This window comes from Palleronia pontilimi (assembly GCF_016412875.1).
Taxonomy (GTDB): Bacteria; Pseudomonadota; Alphaproteobacteria; order Rhodobacterales; family Rhodobacteraceae; genus Palleronia; species Palleronia pontilimi.
This window is the reverse complement of the sequence record NZ_JAEKPD010000008.1, coordinates 159,745-179,474: the sequence shown is the minus strand read 5'-3', so window position 1 is coordinate 179,474 and position 19,730 is coordinate 159,745. Positions and strand designations below refer to the sequence as shown.

The 19,730-nt window shown below is 65.1% G+C and carries 20 protein-coding genes and 1 tRNA gene; 11 read left to right on the top strand and 10 right to left on the bottom strand.

The genetic code is table 11. The features are described from left to right. Window position 1: 1 nt before the first annotated feature. The 7 genes from ILP92_RS09710 to ILP92_RS09680 all read left to right on the top strand — a co-directional run bounded on the left by ILP92_RS09710 (window position 2) and on the right by ILP92_RS09680 (window position 5,502). Window positions 2-895 carry an FkbM family methyltransferase gene (locus ILP92_RS09710; protein WP_198916184.1) on the top strand — a complete coding sequence of 298 codons (894 nt, stop codon included), beginning with the start codon at window positions 2-4 and terminating at the stop codon, window positions 893-895. Window positions 896-1,003: 108 nt separating this feature from the next. After that, window positions 1,004-1,759, top strand: a complete 756-nt coding sequence (sufC, locus tag ILP92_RS09705; protein ID WP_198916183.1) for a Fe-S cluster assembly ATPase SufC — start codon at window positions 1,004-1,006, stop codon at window positions 1,757-1,759. Further along, window positions 1,759-3,057: a SufB/SufD family protein gene (locus tag ILP92_RS09700; protein ID WP_198916182.1), complete on the top strand. Its 1,299-nt coding sequence runs from the start codon at window positions 1,759-1,761 to the stop codon at window positions 3,055-3,057. The genes sufC and ILP92_RS09700 overlap by 1 nt, the downstream gene beginning before the upstream one ends. After that, window positions 3,026-3,556, top strand: coding sequence for a YIP1 family protein (locus ILP92_RS09695; RefSeq protein WP_214650009.1), 531 nt, complete (start codon window positions 3,026-3,028; stop codon window positions 3,554-3,556). The genes ILP92_RS09700 and ILP92_RS09695 overlap by 32 nt, the downstream gene beginning before the upstream one ends. Beyond that, window positions 3,553-4,146 (top strand): Yip1 family protein, encoded by a 594-nt coding sequence (locus ILP92_RS09690; RefSeq protein WP_198916181.1) that lies wholly within the window; start codon window positions 3,553-3,555, stop codon window positions 4,144-4,146. The genes ILP92_RS09695 and ILP92_RS09690 overlap by 4 nt, the downstream gene beginning before the upstream one ends. Before the next feature lie 12 nt (window positions 4,147-4,158). After that, window positions 4,159-5,379, top strand: coding sequence for a cysteine desulfurase (locus ILP92_RS09685; RefSeq protein WP_198916180.1), 1,221 nt, complete (start codon window positions 4,159-4,161; stop codon window positions 5,377-5,379). A 46-nt stretch (window positions 5,380-5,425) separates the two neighbouring features. Then, a tRNA-Arg gene (locus ILP92_RS09680) sits at window positions 5,426-5,502 on the top strand. 29 nt (window positions 5,503-5,531) lie between these two features. Here ILP92_RS09680 and ILP92_RS09675 read toward each other — a convergent pair. The 8 genes from ILP92_RS09675 to guaA form a co-directional block, all read right to left on the bottom strand. Next, complete coding sequence (locus ILP92_RS09675; protein WP_198916179.1) at window positions 5,532-6,146, bottom strand: TetR/AcrR family transcriptional regulator; 615 nt, start codon at window positions 6,144-6,146, stop codon at window positions 5,532-5,534. Next, window positions 6,139-7,020, bottom strand: a complete 882-nt coding sequence (gene ppk2, locus ILP92_RS09670) for a polyphosphate kinase 2 (RefSeq protein WP_198916178.1) — start codon at window positions 7,018-7,020, stop codon at window positions 6,139-6,141. The genes ILP92_RS09675 and ppk2 overlap by 8 nt, the downstream gene beginning before the upstream one ends. 51 nt (window positions 7,021-7,071) lie before the next feature. Then, on the bottom strand, window positions 7,072-7,983 hold the full coding sequence (locus ILP92_RS09665; RefSeq protein ID WP_368667861.1) for an alpha/beta fold hydrolase: 912 nt from the start codon (window positions 7,981-7,983) through the stop codon (window positions 7,072-7,074). 43 nt (window positions 7,984-8,026) lie between these two features. Then, complete coding sequence (gene metA / locus ILP92_RS09660; RefSeq protein ID WP_198916176.1) at window positions 8,027-8,944, bottom strand: homoserine O-acetyltransferase MetA; 918 nt, start codon at window positions 8,942-8,944, stop codon at window positions 8,027-8,029. Between the two features lie 57 nt (window positions 8,945-9,001). Then, window positions 9,002-9,868 carry an ATPase gene (locus ILP92_RS09655; protein WP_198916175.1) on the bottom strand — a complete coding sequence of 289 codons (867 nt, stop codon included), beginning with the start codon at window positions 9,866-9,868 and terminating at the stop codon, window positions 9,002-9,004. A 143-nt stretch (window positions 9,869-10,011) separates the two neighbouring features. After that, the gene (locus tag ILP92_RS09650; RefSeq protein WP_198916174.1) at window positions 10,012-11,190 is read right to left on the bottom strand and encodes an OmpP1/FadL family transporter; all 1,179 of its coding nucleotides are present in this window, start codon (window positions 11,188-11,190) and stop codon (window positions 10,012-10,014) included. A 114-nt stretch (window positions 11,191-11,304) separates the two neighbouring features. Further along, a complete protein-coding gene (locus ILP92_RS09645) occupies window positions 11,305-12,144 on the bottom strand; it encodes a DMT family transporter (RefSeq protein ID WP_198916283.1) in 840 nt (279 codons plus the stop codon). A 146-nt stretch (window positions 12,145-12,290) separates the two neighbouring features. Then, entirely contained in the window at window positions 12,291-13,877 is a 1,587-nt protein-coding gene (guaA, locus tag ILP92_RS09640; protein ID WP_198916173.1) for a glutamine-hydrolyzing GMP synthase, read from the bottom strand. A gap of 149 nt (window positions 13,878-14,026) precedes the next feature. On the opposite strand from guaA, the gene ILP92_RS09635 reads away from it, so the two are divergent. Next, the gene (locus ILP92_RS09635) at window positions 14,027-15,574 is read left to right on the top strand and encodes a trimethylamine methyltransferase family protein (protein WP_198916172.1); all 1,548 of its coding nucleotides are present in this window, start codon (window positions 14,027-14,029) and stop codon (window positions 15,572-15,574) included. Here ILP92_RS09635 and ILP92_RS09630 read toward each other — a convergent pair. After that, entirely contained in the window at window positions 15,567-15,857 is a 291-nt protein-coding gene (locus ILP92_RS09630; protein ID WP_198916171.1) for a DUF6477 family protein, read from the bottom strand. The two genes, ILP92_RS09635 and ILP92_RS09630, sit on opposite strands and share 8 nt — an antisense overlap. 505 nt (window positions 15,858-16,362) lie before the next feature. Between ILP92_RS09630 and ILP92_RS09625 the strand changes: the two genes are divergently transcribed. From ILP92_RS09625 to ILP92_RS09615, 3 genes are all read left to right on the top strand, one after another. Beyond that, the gene (locus ILP92_RS09625; RefSeq protein ID WP_368667860.1) at window positions 16,363-17,154 is read left to right on the top strand and encodes a DUF6456 domain-containing protein; all 792 of its coding nucleotides are present in this window, start codon (window positions 16,363-16,365) and stop codon (window positions 17,152-17,154) included. 91 nt (window positions 17,155-17,245) lie between these two features. Continuing rightward, window positions 17,246-18,199: a lipoyl synthase gene (gene lipA, locus ILP92_RS09620; RefSeq protein WP_198916169.1), complete on the top strand. Its 954-nt coding sequence runs from the start codon at window positions 17,246-17,248 to the stop codon at window positions 18,197-18,199. Window positions 18,200-18,244: 45 nt separating this feature from the next. Continuing rightward, window positions 18,245-18,910, top strand: a complete 666-nt coding sequence (locus tag ILP92_RS09615) for an HAD-IA family hydrolase (RefSeq protein ID WP_198916168.1) — start codon at window positions 18,245-18,247, stop codon at window positions 18,908-18,910. A 64-nt stretch (window positions 18,911-18,974) separates the two neighbouring features. On the opposite strand, the gene mepK is transcribed toward ILP92_RS09615, so the two are convergent. Next, a complete protein-coding gene (gene mepK / locus ILP92_RS09610; RefSeq protein WP_198916167.1) occupies window positions 18,975-19,544 on the bottom strand; it encodes a peptidoglycan L,D-endopeptidase MepK in 570 nt (189 codons plus the stop codon). Between the last annotated feature and the right edge of the window lie 186 nt (window positions 19,545-19,730).

The following is a 19,730-nucleotide window of genomic DNA, read 5'->3' as shown; positions in this document are numbered from 1 at the left end:
GATGGCGGGGCAGGCGCAGCACTATTTCGATGCCGACCGGCTGGTCGACCTGCTTCGGCCCGCGCGCAAGACGCGCGTCGTCGATGTGGGCGCCAACCCCATTAACGACAATCCCTACGCCAACCTGCGCGACGCGGGCCATTGCCACGTCTGGGGCTTCGAGCCCGATCCGCGCGCTTACGAGCGGCTGACCAGCAAGCCGGACGAGACCTATCTGCCCCACGCGGTGGGCGACGGGCAGCGGCGCAAGCTGCACGTGACGCGGATGCCGTCGCTCACGTCGCTGCTGGAGCCGAACCCCCCGGCGCATGCCTATCTGCAGCGCATGTCCAAGCCCATTACGGTCGAGCAGGAGATCGAGTTCGACACCGTCCGGTTGGACGACCTGGATGAGCCCGACGATTTCGACCTGCTGAAGATCGACGTGCAGGGTGGCGAGCTGCTGGTCTACGACGGCGCGGCGCAAAGGCTGTCGACTGTCTGCGCCGTCATCACCGAGGTGGGCTTCCTGCCGATCTACAAGCACCAGCCGCTTCTGGACAGCCAGATGGCGGCGCTGCGCGGCCACGGCCTGATGCTGCACAAGTTCCTGTTTCTCAAGGGCTTGTCGCTGCGCGGTGGGCTTGCCACCCGGCTGGACAAGCGCCGCCACCGCAACCAGCTGATCGACGGCGACGCGATTTTCATCCGCGATCTGCTCGAGCCCGATGCCGTGGACGACGAGAAGCTGAAGCACCTGGCGATCCTGGCCGACGGCGTTCTGGAAAGTTTCGACCTGGCCGTGCGCTGTCTGGATTTGTTGATCGCGCGGGGCCGGGTCGCGCAGGAAGCCGCGGAACGCTACGTGGACCTGCTGCCCATGCTGGGCGAGCCCGCGCGCGCCCGCAGCGCATGAAGTTCCGGGCGCGCGCGAAAGCGCCCTTTAGACCCGAGCCGGTCCTTGATAGGACCACACCGAAATGGACCCGGCCCGACCGGAGACCGCAGACGAAAGAGACGAGACATGCTTGAGATCAAGAACCTGCACGTGAAACTGGAAGAAGAGGATAAACAAATCCTCAAGGGCGTGGACCTGACGGTCGAGGCCGGCAAGGTGCACGCGATCATGGGCCCGAACGGTTCGGGCAAGTCGACGCTGAGCTACGTCCTTTCGGGGCGCGGCGGCTACGAAGTGACCGACGGCACGGCGACGCTCGAAGGTGAGGACATCCTCGAGATGGACCCCGAAGAGCGCGCGGCGGCGGGCATGTTCCTGGCCTTTCAGTATCCCGTCGAGATCCCGGGCGTGGGCAACATGACGTTCCTGCGCACGGCGATGAACGCGCAACGCAAGGCCCGCGGCCAGGACGAGATCAACGCCGCCGACTTCCTGAAACTGGTGCGCGCCAAGGCGAAGGAGCTGCAGATCGACGCCGACATGCTGAAGCGCCCGGTCAACGTGGGCTTCTCGGGCGGCGAGAAGAAGCGTAACGAGATCCTGCAGATGGCCATGCTCGAGCCGAAGATGTGCATCCTGGATGAGACCGATTCGGGTCTTGACGTCGACGCGATGAAGCTGGTGGCCCAGGGCGTGAACGCGCTGCGCGACGAAAATCGCGCATTCCTGGTTATCACGCATTATCAACGTCTTCTGGATCATATCGAACCCGATGTCGTCCACATCATGTCCGACGGCCGGATCATCAAGACGGGCGGTCCCGAACTGGCGCTCGAGGTCGAGCGCAATGGCTATGCCGATCTGTTGGCGGAGACGGCTTGATGGCGCTGGCGAAACCCAAGCAGGACGCTACCGACGCCCGTCTGGCGGATCTGTCGCTGCCGACCGACACGGGCTGGAGCCTTGGCGCCCGGCAGGAAGCGGTGGGACGCCTGAAGCAGATGGGCCTGCCGCAACCGCGCGACGAGTACTGGCGCTTCACCAGCCCGCGCGATTTCAACGCCGTCGCGCCGGTGGCGGCCGCGCCCATGGACGTGTCCGACGAAACCCCGCTTTACGCGGACAGGGACACGCTGAAAATCGTGTTCGTGGACGGCGTGTTCAACGCCGATGCGTCGGACGCGCTTGCGCTCGAGGGCGTCGAGATCGCGCGGCTGGCCGATGCGGGGCAAGCCGATATCCACTGGGCGCGCGAGCTTTACGGCCACCTGGAAGCCCGTGGCCAGAACCCGGTCGAACGCCCCCTGACGGCGCTGAACACCGCTTTCGCAAGCGATGGCGTTCTGCTGAGGGTCACGGGCCGGGTCAGCCGTCCCGTCCAGATCGTCTATGACCACCGCGACGCGGGATCGGACGCCATCCTGCACCACGTGGTGCAACTGACCGAGGGCGCCGAACTGACGCTGCTCGAATCCGGGCCGGTCGCCGCGCGGTTCAACACCGTGCTCGAGGCGGACATCGCGGATGGTGCGACGCTGCATCACGTCCGCACCCAGGGCCGCAACCACGACCGTCGCGCGGCGACGGCGTCCTTCGCACGGCTGGGGGCGAATGCCACGTTCAAATCCTTCACTCTGACCGCCAATGGGGCGCTGACCCGCAACGAGCACGTCGTGGAATTCCTGGGCGATGACAGCGTGGCCCACGTGGCGGGCGCGGCCATCGGCGATGCCAAGACGGATCCCATGCATCACGACGACACCGTCTTCGTCACCCACGACGCGCTGCGCTGTGAAAGCCGCCAGGTGTTCAAGAAGGTGCTGAAGAACGGCGCCGTGGGCGTGTTCCAGGGCAAGATCCTGGTGAAGAAGGACGCCCAGAAGACCGACGGCTACCAGATCAGCCAGTCGCTTCTGCTGGACGACGACAGCCAGTTCCTGGCCAAGCCCGAGCTCGAGATCTACGCCGACGACGTGGTGTGCTCGCACGGCTCGACCACGGGCGCCATCGACGAGGATGCGCTGTTCTACCTGCGGTCGCGCGGCGTGCCGAAGGCCCGTGCCGAGGATCTGCTGGTCCTGTCCTTCCTGGCCGAGACGCTGGAAGAAATCGACGACAAGGACATCGCCAGCGAGATCGCGGAGCGGCTTGACGCCTGGCTCGCGCGGCACGCGGGCTGAGGTGGCGCTGACCGGCGACATACTGGCCAGCTACCGCGGACCCGGACCGGTGCTGCGCCGCAGGATGGCGGGCACCGGTGACGGTCGCGGCGAGGCGCGGGCGCTGGTCACGCTGATGTTGGCCTGCGGGCTGATCTTCGTGGGCCAATGGCCGCGCCTATCGCGCGAGGCGCATCTGTCCGGCCAGGAGCTGGACATGCTGGTGGGCGGCGCGCTTTTGGGCTGGCTCTTCATCGCGCCGCTGGTCCTTTACGGGATCGCCGGGATCAGTCACGTCATCGCGCGGCTGTTCGGCGGCAAGGCGACTTACCTTGAAGCGCGAATGGCGCTCTTCTGGGCATTGCTGGCGGCGGTGCCGTTCTGGCTGCTTTGGGGCCTGGTCGCGGGCTTCATCGGCGCCGGTGCGGCCCTGAACCTGACGGGACTGGTGGCGTTCGTGGCGTTCCTGGCGCTTTGGCTGGCCGGGCTCTACGCGGTCGAATTCGGAGACGCGGCATGAGCCTTCTGTCGATCCCAAACCTGGCCGGGCTCGTGCGCGACACGCTGCGCGCACCCCGTCCGACCTTCGCGCGGCTCATGGCGCTGAAGATCGACCGCGTCACGCTGTGGCAGACGCTGCTGCTGGTCGTCGTGCTGTCGATCTTCGTGGGCGAAGTCAGCAACCTGGTGCTGGTCGCCATGCTGCCTGCCGACGGAGCCCGCCCGCTTTTGTTGACGCCCCTGACATTGGGACTGATCCAGATGGCGATCCTGGTGGTGTCGGTCTTCCTGATCGACTGGATCGGCCGCTCGTTCGGCGGCAAGGGCCGCTTTCCCGACGCGATCCTCGCCGTGGCCTGGGTGCAGTTCATCATGATGTGCCTGCAGATCCTGCAATTCGTCGCGATGCTGCTGGTGCCGCCACTGGCGGGCCTGATCCTGCTGGCGGGCATGGTCCTGTTCTTCTGGCTGCTCACGAACTTCATCGCCGAGCTGCATGGCTTCGACAACTTGGGCAAGGTGTTCGGAATGATCGTGATGGTGCTCATAGGTGTGGCACTTGGCCTCTCTTTCCTGCTGACGCTGGTGGGCGTAACTGTCCCCCGGTAGGAGGTTCTTCCCATGCTAGATATCGCCCGCGTCCGCGCGGATTTCCCGATCCTGTCGCGCCAAGTGAACGGCAAGCCGCTGGTCTATCTGGACAGCGGCGCGTCCGCGCAGAAGCCGCAGGTGGTGATCGACACGATCACCCGCGCCTATTCGGAAGACTATTCCAACGTGCATCGGGGGCTGCACACGCTGTCGTCGATTTCGACCGAGAATTACGAGGCGGTGCGCGGCAAGATCGCGTCCTTCCTGGGCGCGGCCAGCGAAGACAGCATCGTGATGAATTCGGGCACCACCGAGGGCATCAACACCGTCGCCTATGGTTGGGCCATGCCCCGGTTCGAGCCAGGCGACGAAATCGTGCTGTCGATCATGGAGCATCACGCCAACATCGTGCCCTGGCATTTCCTGCGCGAGCGGCAGGGCGCGGTGCTGAAATGGGTCGATATCGCGGCCGACGGATCGCTGGACCCGCAGGCGGTGATCGACGCGATCGGGCCGAAGACCAAGCTGATCGCGATCACCCACATGTCCAACGTGCTGGGCACGGTGGTGGACGTTAAGACGATCTGCCAAGCCGCCCGAGAACGCGGTGTCGCCGTCCTGATCGACGGAAGCCAGGCGGCGGTGCACATGACGGTCGACGTGGAAGACATCGGCTGCGACTTCTACGCCGTCACCGGCCACAAGCTTTACGGGCCCTCGGGATCGGGCGGGATCTATATCCGGCCCGAACGCATGGCCGAGATGCGCCCCTTCATGGGCGGCGGCGACATGATCCGCGAAGTGCGGCGTGACGGCATCGACTACAACAGCCCGCCCATGAAATTCGAAGCCGGCACGCCCGGCATCGTCCAGCAGATCGGGCTGGGCGCTGCACTGGATTGGATGACAGCTCTGGGGATGGACAATATCGCGGCGCACGAGGCGGATCTGCGTGATTACGCCTCCCAAAGCCTGGCGGGTCTGAACTGGGTGTCGGTGCAGGGCACGGCGCCGGGGAAGGGCGCGATGTTTTCCTTCACGCTCGAGGGCAACGGCCATCCGCACGACATCTCGACGGTGCTGGACAAGCGCGGCATCGCGGTGCGCGCGGGCCAGCATTGCGCCGGGCCGCTGATGGATCACCTGGGCGTCGCGGCCACGACGCGCGCGTCCTTCGCGGTCTACAATACCCGCGACGAGGTGGACGCGCTGGTGGATGCGCTGCATCTTTGCCACGAGCTTTTCGCCTGACTTTGCCGTTGCGGGCCTGGGCGCCCGACGCTAGGAAGACCTGCAAGGACCATTAGCTCAGCTGGATAGAGCGCTGCCCTCCGAAGGCAGAGGCCAGAGGTTCGAATCCTCTATGGTCCGCCACCATCCCAAATGATCTCGCAGCGCACCGGTCAGTCCGGCGCGATCAGTCCCAGTCCGCGCAGGTAGATGCCGATCCCGGCTTCCAGCAGATCCTCGGGCGGGTAGGGCACGTTCGTGCCGGGCGAGTTGCGGGCGAAAAGTTCGACGACGCCGTGCGACAGGGCCCAGATATGGGCGCTGAACATCTGCGCCGGCGGGCGGCGGTCGGCCGGGATATGCTGCGACAGGTCGGCGGCGGCGCGTTCCAGCACACCGTTGGCGCGGGCGGCGACCGCGTGCAGCTCGGGGTGGCGCTGCACGTTCAGGCTGCTTTCGAACATCGCGACGTAGTGGCCGGGATGTTTGCGAGCGAAGGCCAGATAGGCGCGTCCCGTGGCCTCGAACGAGGCCAGCGCCGAGGGCTGGCCCGAGTTGTAGGCGTGCTCCATCAGGTCACCGAAGATCTCGTAGCCCTGGCGGGCGCATTCGGCGATCAGCTGTTCGCGGCCCTCGAAATGGCGGTAAACGGCGGCCGGGGTGACGCCCGCCAGCTTGGCCGCTTCGGACAGGGTGAAGCCAGTGGGGCCCTTTTCCTCGATCAGCTTCAGCGCCGCATCGACCAGGGCCTGCGCCAGGTTGCCATGATGGTAGCCGCGTTTAGCCATTCAGATCGAAGGGCCAGATCTCCGGCCCGCCCGCGATCTTGTCGTCGGGGGATCCCACGATGCCGTCATCCCTGCCGTCATAGTCAACCCGGGACAGCACCGCGCGGATCGCGGCCAGCCGCGCGCGGCGCTTGTCGTCGGACCGGATCACCGTCCAGGGCGCGGTGTCGGAATGGGTGCGCTGGAAGGTCTCGCCGATGGCGTGGGTGTAGGATTCCCAGCGGTTCAGCCCTTCGACGTCGATCCAGCTGAGCTTCCACTGCTTCAGCGGATCGCGTTCGCGCGACAGGAAGCGGCGCAATTGCTCGGCCCGGCTCACGTTCAGCCAGAGCTTGACCAGCGTAACGCCATCGCGGACCAGCATGTTCTCGAAATCGTCCACCTGGTCGAAGAAGGTGGCGCGCTGGTCGTCGGTGCAGAAGCCGAACACGTGCTCGACCACGGCGCGATTGTACCAGGATCGGTCGAACAGAACGATTTCACCCGCCGTGGGAAGATGGCGGATGTAGCGCTGGAAATACCATTCGCCCGCTTCGGTTTCGGTGGGTTTGGAAAGGGCCACGGTGCGCGCGACGCGCGGGTTCAGGTTCTCGCGGAACCGCTTGATCGTACCGCCCTTTCCGGACGCGTCGCGGCCTTCGAAGACGACGACCACGCGCTTGCCGGTCTCTTTCACATCCGCCTGGAGGCGGACCAGTTGGTGTTGCAACGCCGCCAAATTGTCTTCGTAGGACTTCCTGCCCATGCGCCGCGCGTAGGGAAAGTCTTGGGCGAGGATGTCTTTCTTGTCGGCGGATGCCAGTGCGTCGCGAATGGCTTGGGGTGCGGACGCGTCGTGGAAGCGGCTGATCGCGCCGTCGAAGGGCAGGGACATGGGCAGTGCCTTGGATTGCGGATGTCGGGCGAGCCTAGGGGCCGCGCGCGCCTAGCGCAATCCGGCGCGGAAAGCGGCGCGGTCGATGGCGTCGACCACGGCCGGCATGGCGACATGGTGCGGCATGTGGCCGATGCCCGGCAGGCGATGCAGGGTCGCGCCCTCGATCTGGTTCACCAGCTTTTCCGAGTGAATGTGGATCGGCACCACCTCATCGGCCGTTCCGTGGACGATTTCCACCGGCAGCCGTAGCTCGGGATAGCGCTGCGACATATGGATGACGTGCGGCTTCAGGGTGTTGACCTGGCGCGCGTTGGCCCGGAAGGAATCCGCCCGCAGCGTCAGGGGGGCGCCGATGTGGTCCAGGTAGCCGTCGGGCGGCTCTTGCGGATCGAAGATCCCCGCGACCGCGCCGCGCACCACGTTGTCGGTGGTGAAGGCCGAGATGAGCGGCACGACCACCGAGCCGCCGAATTTCGAGCCATTCACGGTATAGAGCGGTCCCAGGCCGCCTTCCCAGGGTTGCGTCGCGCCGGACACGACCACCACCGCGGATGGAGCATGGTCGAGCGCCCAGGCCATCGCCACTGCCCCGCCGTAGGAATGGCCCAGCACGATGGGCCTGTCCACGCCGATGGCGCGCGCGGCCGCGGCCAGTAGGCTGGCCTGTTGAAGCGGCGCTTCGCCGTCATTGCCCCACGGGTCGCGCAGGTTCGGCGCAAGCTCGGTATATCCAAGGCCGGGACGGTCGAAGACGGTGACGCGGTAGCGGTCCTTCACCTGATCGACGAAACGGAAGGTGAATTCGCGCAAGTTGCCGGATGCGCCGTGGAGCAGCACCAGGTCGGGGCCGTCGCCTTTCTGCACGTAATGGACGCGGCGGCCTTCGACCTCGGTGAATTGCCCGATGGGGGGAAACTGGGCCTCGGCCTCGGCCTCGCGCCGGTCGGTCCGTGTCGACACGATCGCGCTGCAGCCCGCCACGAGCAATCCCGCAACGGCAGTCTTAAAGGCCAATCTGGTCAGGGTCATAGGGCACCGACTGGTAAATCTCGTTAATCCAATTTCCATATAGGAGATGCGCGTGGCTCCGCCACCGATTGAGCGGCTGCAACAACGGATTGTCATCGGGGTAGTAGTTGCCCGGCACGTTGATCGGCACGCCCGCGGCCACGTCGCGGTCGTATTCCTGCTTCAGCGTGTCGTCGTCATACTCGAAATGGTTGAAGATATAGGTGGAGCGGTGATCCGGGTCGGCCACCAGCGCGGGCCCCGCCTCGGGGCTTTCCAGCAGGGTCCGCAAGCCCGGCGCGCGGTCGATATCGGCCTGGCGCATCTCGGTCCAGCGGCTGACGGGGATCACGCAATCGTCTGAGAAGCCGCGCAGAAGCGGCGTCGTCGGATCCAGGTTGCGGTGCCGGAAACAGCCGAAAAGCTTGGCGTCCAGCAGGTGCTTCGGCACCCCGTGGAAATGGTTGATCATCGCCATGCCCCCCCAGCAGACGCCGAACGTCGCGTGCACGTTGGTCTGGGTCCAGTCCATGACCTGCCGCAGCTCGTCCCAATAGGACACGTCTTCGAAGTCCAGGTGCTCGATGGGCGCGCCGGTGATGATCAGCCCGTCGAACTTCTCGTGCTGCACGTCCGTGAAGGGGCGATAGAACGCTTCCATATGCGCGGCGGCGGTGTTGCGGGTCTGGTGCTCGGACATGCGGATCAGGTTCAGGTCGATCTGGATCGGCCCAGCACCGATCAGGCGGGCGAACTGGTTCTCGGTCTGGATCTTCTTGGGCATCAGGTTCAGAAGCCCGATCTTCAACGGACGGATATCCTGGCGCGCGGCCTCGCGCTCGCCCATGACCATGACCCCTTCGTTGCGCAGCACGTCGAAGGCGGGCAGGTCGGAGGGCAGCTTGATGGGCATTTTTGGGCTCGGTCCGGTGAGGGAATGTGGGTTCAGGTAAGGATCACGGACGCGATCTCAAGCCTGCGCCTGAGCGTCGATCGCATCAGCGATCAGCGTCACAACCGATTCTGGCGTGTCGACCCCGCTCAGCTGATCGACCTCGATCGTCAGCCCTCGCTCGGCCATGGCCGCGTATCTGGGCTGGCGATGCTCCAGCGCGCGGGCATAGGTCCAGCGCACGAAATCGTCGGGATTGACCCGGTCTGGCGGGTCGCCGGACAACGCGCGGTAATCGCTCCAGGCCCGCGCCAGGAATTGCGGCTGATAATACATGGGCTTGGGCGCGCGGTCGAAGCGGCGGACAAGCTCGGCCGTGTGGGCGGGCGTGCCCTTCAGCCAGACCATGAGCAGGTTGTCGGCCATCGCGCTGAGCGTGAGGTCGTCGGGATCCGATGGATCCACGATTTCGCAGACCGAGCCCGAGCTGTCGCAAACGAAATTGTCGTAGCCATAGATCGTTCGGGCCCGGTCGATGAACGGCACCGTGTCGGCCATGGCCGCCAGTTCGGCGTCGCGGTGCTGGGCCTGGCGCGTGACGTATTCGGTGTAGTCAAGACCACCGCGCGCGGGATCGCCCGGCTTGCCCAGGTAGGTCGACAAGGGGGCAAGATTGTCGAAGGTGATGTTCGACGCGACATAGATCGAATCGCTCATCAGCAATTCGCGCAAAAGCGGCACCTTCATCGCTTCGCGCTTGAAGTTGTCCGCGATGTGCTCGCCCATGTAGCGGGTGCCGATGCGGTAATCGACCGAGTAGTGAAACCACCCGCCCGCGTCGCGCAACATCTTGGAAAGATAGGTCTTTCCAAGCCCCGACATGCCGAAGAACAGCACGCGCTTGGCGGGGGCGTTCAGCCAGTCCTGTCCTGTCTTGTAGATCATGGGCGCCTCTTAGCGCGGGGCGCGGACGCTGGCTAGGGGCGTCGCGTCCGGGCCGATACGCCCGGATATCCGGCGCGGGGTACGAAACGAAACGGGCCCCGGCGCGTGCGCCGAGGCCCGTATTCTTGCGTCGGAAGTCGATCTTAGAAACTGTAGCCGATCTTCATGCCGATCGCGACCACGTCGTTGTCGTCGAAATCCGCAACTCCATTGCCGCCGGGGGCCGAGGTCGCGTCGCCCAGGCGGGCGTAGCGGATGCCGCCGGAAACCTTGAACTGCTCGGTCACGTTGTAGGACAGGCCCAGTGCGATCGACTTCAAGCCGTTTGTCGGCGCCAGGGGCGACACCAGGTCGTCGCCCTTGGGCTCGTATCCGAACGACACCGAGCCGCTCAGCTTGTCGTTGAAGCGACGGCCGACGCCGATGTTCAGGGCATAGCTGTCTTCGATATCGGTCAGCGACCGCGTGCCCGAGCCGTCGGAATTTCCGAAGACGAACGGCGACACCTTCGTGTCTTCGTACCAGGCGTAGCGGATCGAGCCGAACAGAAGCGTGTCCGCTGCGATGCCGGTCTGGAAATCCAGGTTCACGGACTCGGGCGCCTCGACCTCGGTCACCGATTCGGGCGCGACCTGGAAACCGTTGATGGATTCAATCGTCGGCAGCCTGTGGGTCGTTCCGCTGAAATAGGTCAGGGCGACGCGCAGCGCGATTTCGGGACGCTCGTAGGCGGCGCCGATCAGGTAGCCGATATCGCCGTCATCGTCGAACCGGGCATTGTAGCCGTTCAGGCCATTGCCGATGACCGCGCCGGTGGCGGGATCGCGCTGCAGGTAGGCGGCGCCGGCAAGCGTCACGTCGGCCTGGATTTCTTGGTAGCGCAGGCCGCCATGCACGCTGAAATTGTCGTTGATCTTGTAACGCCCCAGCGCCTGCACCGCGCGGCTGTCGACGGTCGCCGATGTGCCGCCCAGCAGGATCGAGCCTTCGCTGCCGTCGAAGACGGGATAATCGACGTTCGAGCCGTAGGGCTGGTCGAAGGACACCGACACCGACACCTTGGGGTTCACGTCGTACTTCACGCCAAAGCCGACCTGGCTGTAATTGTCGGCGACATTGCCGCTTTCGGGCCGTCCGGCGGCCGAAACGGCGAAATTGTCCTGGCCGTCGACCGACGGAAACACGCGACCGAAGCTCAGCTCGGCGACATTGCCATCTTCGAACAAAAGCGAAACGGGCTGGCCGGAACGGTCCAGGCCCAGTGCGCTGGCCAGTCCGGGGGCCAGAGCGACGATGGCGACGGTGCCGAGAAGTTTTTTCATTTACAAGACCTATGCAGCGGGTAGGGGTTGACTTCGACCGCTTATGACCATGTTTGCGCGCTGCTCAAATAGTGACCCTGCGTCACGGGTTTGGGTGCTGAATTCGCGGGTATTTTAGGCAACACCGGGACGTCGGCTCTCGGTCCACAGGTTGGCGTAATTCGCCGCGAAGATGATGCCCGCGCCGATCATGACGTAGATATCGAACGGCTCGCCATAGAGAAGCATGCCGATCGCGGCGATCACCGGCAGCCGCAGGAAGTCGAACGGAATGACCAACGTGGCGGGCGCGATGGTGAGCGCGCTGGTCAGGCAGAAATGCGCGGCAAGCCCGGCGCACCCGATGACGATCAGCCACGCGGTGACCTCGCCATGCGGCACCGCGATGCGCCCGTCCACGCCCGCGCAGAGCAGACCGAAGACCGCCTGCATGACGGTCAGCCAGAACAGGATGCAGGTGATCGAGTTGCGGCGGGTCAGGATCTTCGTGAAGACCGCCGAGCCGGCGAAACCGATCGCCGCCGTCGCCGCTGCCAGTTGCCCCGCTCCGAACCCGTCCAGGCCGGGCCGCGCCACCACCAGGACACCCACGAACCCGAGTAGTGCGGCCAGCATCCGCATCCGGGTCAGCCGTTCTGCCAGAAGAAGCGGCGCGGCCAGCGCGACCCAGATGGGCGACGTGAATTCCAGCGCGAAGACCTGCGCCAGCGGGATGACCGTGATGGCATAGAACCACAGGTTCTGGCCCGCGAAGTGGAACAGGTTGCGCACGGCGTGCAGGCCCAGCTGGTGGGTCGTGATCTGCCGCAGGCTGCCCGCGATCGCTCCAATCGTCACGACCAGCACTATACCGACCAGCGAGCGGTACATCATCAATTCGAACGTATCGAGCTGAATGGACACGGCCCGGCCCGCCACCGCCATGGTCGTGAACGACACGATCGCTCCGGACATCCACAGCGCGGCGCGCACCAAGGGGGCAGGTCCGGTGTCAGACACGCGGCGGGCGGGCCCGTGCGTCGGGGCGCGTCGAACTCGGTATCGCGCTGTCCGCGGCCACGATCGCCCGCAGGATCACAGGCAGATCCGTGCGCATGGCGTCATTCCCACTCGATCGTGCCCGGCGGCTTCGACGTGATGTCGTAGGTGACGCGGTTGATGCCCGGCACCTCGTTGATGATCCGGGTCGCCGTTTCGCCCAGGAACTCGTGGGTGAACGGGTAGTAATCGGCGGTCATGCCGTCGACCGAGGTGACGGCCCGCAGCGCGCATGCGAAGTCGTAGGTGCGCCCGTCGCCCATGACGCCCACGGTCCGCACCGGAAGGATGGCGACGAAGGCCTGCCAGATCTCGTCGTAAAGCCCGTGCTTGCGGATCTGGTCGATATAGACCGCGTCCGCCTCGCGCAGGATATCGAGCTTTTCGCGCGTGATCTCGCCCGGGCACCGGATCGCTAGACCCGGACCGGGAAAAGGATGGCGGCCGATGAAGGATTGGGGCAGGCCCAGTTCGGTGCCGAGCGCACGCACCTCGTCCTTGAAGAGCTCACGCAACGGCTCGACCAGCGTCAGGCCCATCTTTTCGGGCAGGCCGCCCACGTTGTGGTGCGACTTGATGGTGACCGACGGCCCGCCGCTGAACGACACCGATTCGATGACGTCGGGATAGAGCGTGCCCTGCGCCAGGAAGCGCGCATCGGGGATCACGTTGGCGTGCTTCTGGAACACGTCGATGAACAGACGACCGATGATCTTGCGCTTGGTTTCCGGGTCGCTCACGCCGTCGAGCTCGCCCAGGAACAGGTCCCGCTCGTCAGCGTGGATCAGCGCCATGTTGTAATGGTCGCGGAACATGGTGACGACTTCCTCGGCCTCGCCCTTGCGCAGCAGGCCGTGGTCTACGAAGACGCAGGTCAGCTGGTCGCCGATAGCCTCGTGGATCAGGACGGCGGCGACCGACGAATCCACGCCGCCCGAGAGCCCGCAGATCACGTGCGCATCGCCCACCTGGTCGCGGATGGCGGCGATCGCCTGCTCGCGGTAGGCGCCCATGGTCCAGTCGCCGGTGAAGCCCGCGATCCGCACGAAGTTCTCGTAAAGCTTCGCGCCGTTGGGGGTGTGGTGCACCTCGGGGTGGAACTGCACGGCGTAGAAATGCCGGTCGGTGTCGGCGGTTACGGCGAAGGGCGCGTTGGGGGACGTACCGCAAACCTCGAAGCCGGGCGCGATCTTGGCCACGTGGTCGCCGTGGCTCATCCAGACCTGTTCGCGCCCGCCGTCGAACCAGCCGTCCAGCAGCTTCGTCTGCGCCGCGGCGGGCGTCACGTAGGCGCGCCCGAACTCGGCGGTGCCGTGGCCGCGTTCGACCTGGCCGCCCAGCATCTGCATCATCACCTGCTGGCCGTAGCAGATCCCCAGCACCGGCACGCCCATCTCGAAGATCCGCATGGGCGGGCGGGGCGATCCGTCGTCCCGCACCGATGCCGGTCCGCCCGACAGGATCACCGCCATCGGCTGGAAACTGTCCAGAAACGCGTCGTCGACATTCTGAAAGGGATGGATTTCGCAATAGACGTTCAGCTCGCGCAGACGACGCGCGATCAGCTGGGTGACCTGGCTGCCGAAATCCACGATCAGAAGCTTCTGGTGGTCGGCCTGATGTGCGGGGGCGATTGCGATATCGGACATGGTGCGCTGTTAAATCGTTGCCTGCGCGCCCGCAAGCCGCGGCAGTATCGCCCGGCGATGTCGTTTCCCACCATCAGGCGGCGCAAACCGGCGATGGGGCGCAGATCGAAAGACGTATGGGTGAAAAACATCGATCATGAGGGTGGAACATGTCTGAAGCAGCAACACGCAAACGCGGGCGCGGGGCAGGGGGCGGGGCTGCGCGCCGGGCCGAGCGCAGCGCGGTCAGCTTCGAGACCGCCCGCTTCATCACCCGCAACATCCCCGATTTCGAGGTTCTGACACCCGAAGCCATCGAGATCATCGAATCCAACGCCGAGATCCTTCTGCAAGAGATCGGCGTCAATTTCGTCGAAAACCCCGAAGGTCTGCAGCGCTGGCGCGACGCGGGTGCCGACGTGGACGGCGAGCGGGTCCGCTTCCCCAAGGGCCTGGTGCGCGGGCTCTGTGCCACGGCGCCCGCATCCTTCACCCAGCACGCCCGCAACCCCGAGCGCAACGTCGAGATCGGCGGGCGCAACCTGGTGCTGGCCCCGGTCTATGGCCCGCCCTTCGTGCGCGACGCCGCGGGGGGCCGCCGTTACGCTACGCTGGCCGATTTCCAGAACTTCGTGAAGCTCGGATACATGTCGAAGTGGCTGCACCATTCGGGCGGCACCGTCTGCGAGCCGACCGACATTCCCGTCAACAAGCGCCACCTGGACATGCTGCACGCCCACATGACGCTGTCCGACAAGCCCTTCATGGGCTCGGTCACCGAGCCGAGCCGCGCGCAGGATTCGGTCGAGATGTGCGAGATCCTGTTCGGCAAGCAGTTCGTGCAGGACAACACCTGCATGGTGTCGCTCATCAACGTGAACTCGCCGCTGACCTTCGATGCCACCATGATCGGCGCGCTCGAGGTCTATGCCGCCAACAACCAGGCCTGCATCCTGTCGCCCTTCATCGTCGGCGGGGCGATGGCGCCCGTGTCCGTCGCGGGCACGCTGACGCAGGTGCTGGCCGAGGTGATGGTGGGCGTGGCCTATTCCCAGCTGATCCGCCCCGGCGCACCGATGATCGCGGGTGCGTTCGTCACGTCCATCGACATGAACTCGGGCGCGCCCACTTTCGGCACGCCGGAAGCCGCCAAGATCACCTATGGCGCGGGTCAGCTGATGCGCCGCCTTGGCCTTCCGTACCGGTCGGCCGGATCGTTCTGCGATTCGAAACTGCCCGACGCTCAGGCCGCCTACGAGACGGCGAATTCGCTGAATGCCGGACTTCTGGCGGGCGTGAATTTCATGCTCCACGCCTGTGGCTGGCTCGAAGGCGGGTTGGTGTCTTCCTACGAGAAATTCGTCATGGATGCCGACCAGCTGGGTGTCCTGCACGGTCTCGCCGCGGGTGTCGATATCAGCGAAAACGGCCAGGCCATGGACGCGTTTCGCGAGGTCGGGCCCGCGGGTCACTTCCTTGGCTGCGCGCATACCCAAGCCAACTTCAAGGACGCCTTCTGGCGCACCGAGATCTTCGACCACAAACCGTTCGAGACCTGGTTCGAAGAAGGCAGCCGCGATACCCAGACGCTGGCGACCGCGCTGGTCGCCAAGCGGCTGGCCGAGTATCGCCAGCCGGACCTCGATCCCGAAATCGCGGGCAACCTGCGCGAATACATCGCGACGAAGAAGGCCAGCATGAAAGACGCGTTCAGCTAGACGCGGCCTCCAGCATCGCCGCGTTTTCGGCCAGCAACGCCACCAGAAGATCCACGTGGCGCGCGATCGAATAGCGCGCGTCCCTCTCCTTGCGCCGATCGTTCTGGGCGTCTTCCAGCGCAACCAGATCCGCCAGATACCAGCGCCCCTCAAGCGGTGCGGGACTGCCCAAGATCCGGCGCAGGGCCGTCGCGCGGTCGTAATCCGACAGGCCGTGCCGCGCCGCGCTGATCAGAAGCTTGGGGCGGCGCAGCGATTCTAGGGGGGAGGCGAAGTGTTTCATGGCAGGCTCCTGCAAAAAGTTATGCACAAGACCTGACACAACCTGAAGTAGTGTTGCGTGGCGACAATGTCGAGCGTTCGCATCTGTTAAATTGTGTTAATATTGTGTCACCAATGTGGCCAATACAGGCAATTCGCCGCCAATGATATCCACACGGCAACCTCAGGTTGTAGGATGATTCTTATACATACGGCGACAAACGCTGTGGACAACTTGGCCGAATGGCTGTGCTGAACAGGGGAACGGACCTATGACGAAATTCGCTCACAGCCCGGTGCCGGGCTGGGTGCCAGAACAGGCGCGTGTCTATCTCAGCCACGTGGTGGACGGCGTGCCGATCAGGGCACTCGCGCGGCAATCGGACTGCCACGCATCGACCATCCTGCGACAGGTACGAAGATGCGAACAGCTTCGGGACGATCCTCTCATTGACCACGCGCTGCAACGTCTCGGACGTCAGCGCACCCCCGCGTCAAACGGGGTTGTGAGCATTGGAGCTGCTTCCATGAAGATGACGAAGATCGACGACGCGCCCAGCGAAGAGCTGATCGCCAACGAGGCACGCCGCATCCTGCGCCGCCTGTCCGAGCCGGGCGCCTGCCTTGCCGTGGCCGACGGCATGGAGAAGGCCGTCGTCGTCCGCGAACAGAAGGATGGCCAGACCGTCCGCACCGGCACGGTCGACACCATGATCGCCGAGGCCATGGCGCTGAAGGGATGGATCGCGTCCCAATCCAACGGCCGCATCGCGCGCTATCACATCAAGCCCGCGGGCCGCGTGGCGCTGAAGGACCTGCTGACGGACGCGCCCGTCACCAAGGCCCAGCCCGAGGATCGCGACGCGCGCGGGATGCGCTACGGCACCGTGGAAAGCCCGCTGATGATGCTGTCGCGTCGCCGCGACAAGGACGGCAACGTGTTCCTGACCGAAGATCTGGTGCGGGCTGGCGAACGGATGCGCGAGGATTTCGAGATCGCCGAGATGGCGGGCACGCCCGAGCAGAACTGGGACGACATGATGAACGGCCCCGAGACGCCGACCATCGGCGACGACATCGCCCATGCCCACGGCCCGGACGCCGCCCGTGCGCGGGTCCATGCGGTGATGCACGACCTCGGCCCCGGGCTTGGGGACGTGGTGCTGCGCGCCTGCTGCCACCTGGAAGGCATGGAAAGCATCGAAAAACGCATGGGGTGGGCAGCGCGCTCGGGCAAGATCGTGCTGCGAATCGGCCTGCAGCGTCTTCAGCGTCACTACCGCGAAACCCAGGGCGCGCTTGGCCCGATGATCGGCTGAGCCCACGCGGCGCAGTGCCGCGACGCAAATGCTTGCCGGGGCTTGGACTTTCGGGCGCTCCTCCCCTAACTAAAGGGCAGGAGGACCGCCCATGCCCCGCGATCTGAAACTGCCCGACCAGCGCCACCCGGAAAAGGCCCACAGGCCCGACACCCCGCGCTTGAAAAAGCCCGACTGGATCCGGGTAAAGGCGCCGTCGGGCGACGGCTACAAGGCCACGCGCGAGATCATGCGCGAGCACAAGCTGGTGACGGTCTGCGAAGAAGCGGGCTGCCCCAACGTGGGCGAATGCTGGTCCCAGGGTCACGCCACGATGATGATCATGGGCGACATCTGCACGCGCGGCTGCACCTTCTGCAACGTGGCGACGGGGCGCCCCGACGCGCTTGACGTGTTCGAGCCGGGCCGGGTCGCCGATGCGGTGAAGAAGCTCGGGCTGAACCACGTGGTCATCACCTCGGTCGATCGCGACGACGTGGATGACGGCGGTGCCGCCCATATCGCGCAGACCATCCGCGCCACGCGGCGGCAATCGCCCGGCACCACGATCGAAGTGCTGACGCCGGATTTCCTGAAATGCGGCGCGGACGCGCTGGAAGCGGTGGTCGCGGCGCGGCCCGACGTGTTCAACCACAACCTGGAAACCGTGCCCGGCCTCTATCCCGAAGTGCGCCCCGGCGCGCGCTATTTCCATTCGCTGCGCCTGCTCCAGCGCGTCAAGGAACTGGATCCGTCCATGTTCACCAAGTCCGGCATCATGGTGGGTCTTGGCGAAGACCGGCAGGCGGTTTTGCAGGTCATGGACGACATGCGCGCGGCGGATGTGGATTTCATCACCATCGGCCAATATCTCCAGCCCACGCCCAAGCACCACGCCGTTGCCCGCTATGTCACGCCCGAGGAATTCGCGGGCTACGAAAAGGCGGCCTGGGGCAAGGGCTTCCTGATGGTGTCGGCGACGCCGCTCACCCGGTCGAGCTATCACGCGGGCGACGACTTCGCGAAGCTGCACGCCGCGCGCCAGGCAAAACTGGGGCGCGCCTGACGGAACCCGCAGGCGGGGTTGGGGTTGGACAGGCAAGGAGTGCCCATGCCCCAAAGACCCGCCTGCGTTGCGTTCGACATGGTCGAAACGACCTTTTCGCTGGAAAAGCTGCGTCCGCGCTTCGAAGTGGCAGGCCTTGCGGGACACCGGATGGAGACGTGGTTCGCCGGTCTTCTGCGGGATGCCTTCGCGCTCGACACGATCGGGCAGTTCACGCCGTTCCCCGATCTCGCAAAATCCTCGCTCGCCGCCTTGGGCCTGTCGGACGAGCAGGTGTCCAACGTCATCGACGGCTTCGCCACGCTCGACGTCCATCCAGACGCCGCGCCCGCCATGACGCGGTTGCGCGCTGCCGGGATCCGGGTGCTGGCGCTGACCAACGGCAGCGAAGACGTGACGCGAAAGATTCTGGAGCATAACGGCTTGGATTCGCTGGTCGAACGGGTGATCTCGATCACCGAGATCGGGCGCTGGAAACCCGCCCCCGAGGTCTACGAGCATGCGGCGCAGGTCGCCGGTGTGCCGACATCGCAAATGGCGCTTTTCGCCGTCCATCCCTGGGACTGCGCGGGCGCCGCGAATGCAGATTACACCACCGGGTTCGTGTCGCGGCACGGCGAAGGCTGGCCGTCGGTCATGGCCCGCCCTGACGTGACCGGCACGTCGTTGGTCGAGCTTGCGGACGGGGTGCTGGCTTGGGACTCAGCCTGAGCCAAACGAAAATGCCCGCGACCTGTGGCGCGGGCATCCATACTGTCAGGGGGGCAGGGTGTCCTTACCGACCCCAGCTGCGGACCGGGCCGCAATCCATGTGGACGAAGTTGGACGACGAATACCGTCCCACGCCACCCGCGGCGCAGGCCGATGCCGCGCGGTACATCTGGTTGACCGAGCGCGCGTTCATCCGCAAATCGGCCGCTTCGCCCTTCAGGTGACGCGAATTCTTGGCCACGCCGTTCGAGCGCGAGCGCAGCATCGCGTTGGTCTCCGGCGAGCGATAGCCCGAGATCAGCTGGTAAGGCTCAGTCGTGTCCATCAGGTTGTGGGCAGCCGCCATGATGTCGACCGTGCGGGTATCGATGCCCCGAACCTTGTTGTTGCGCCAATCGCGCATGAAGTGGTTCACCTCGTCCAGGGCGTCCTTGATGTAATTGCCCTCGACCCAGTAGATCGTGTCCATGTTCTCGCCGGTTCGGCCGTTATACATCTTGATGCGGCGGATGTCGCCAGCACCGCGAAGTATCCCGAACGCGTTGGAATATGTCGGCGCTGCCACGAGCGTGGTTGCAGCGAATGCGCCAAGAAGACCGCGCCGCGTGAGGCGCGTCGTGCTGTTGCTTGCCATGAAGAGTGCGTCCCGTTTCCGATTTTCCTGCCAGCCGCGTTAATCGCGACTTTTATCTAGCCTCGTGTCTCGTGACGACGTTATGCCACGACTTCGTCCGGCAACCAAGGTCATGAAGGTCGTAATCCCATTTGGTTCCATCACTTCGGCAATAACTTGCTTAAATCGGTAAGGTTAACGCCGCGT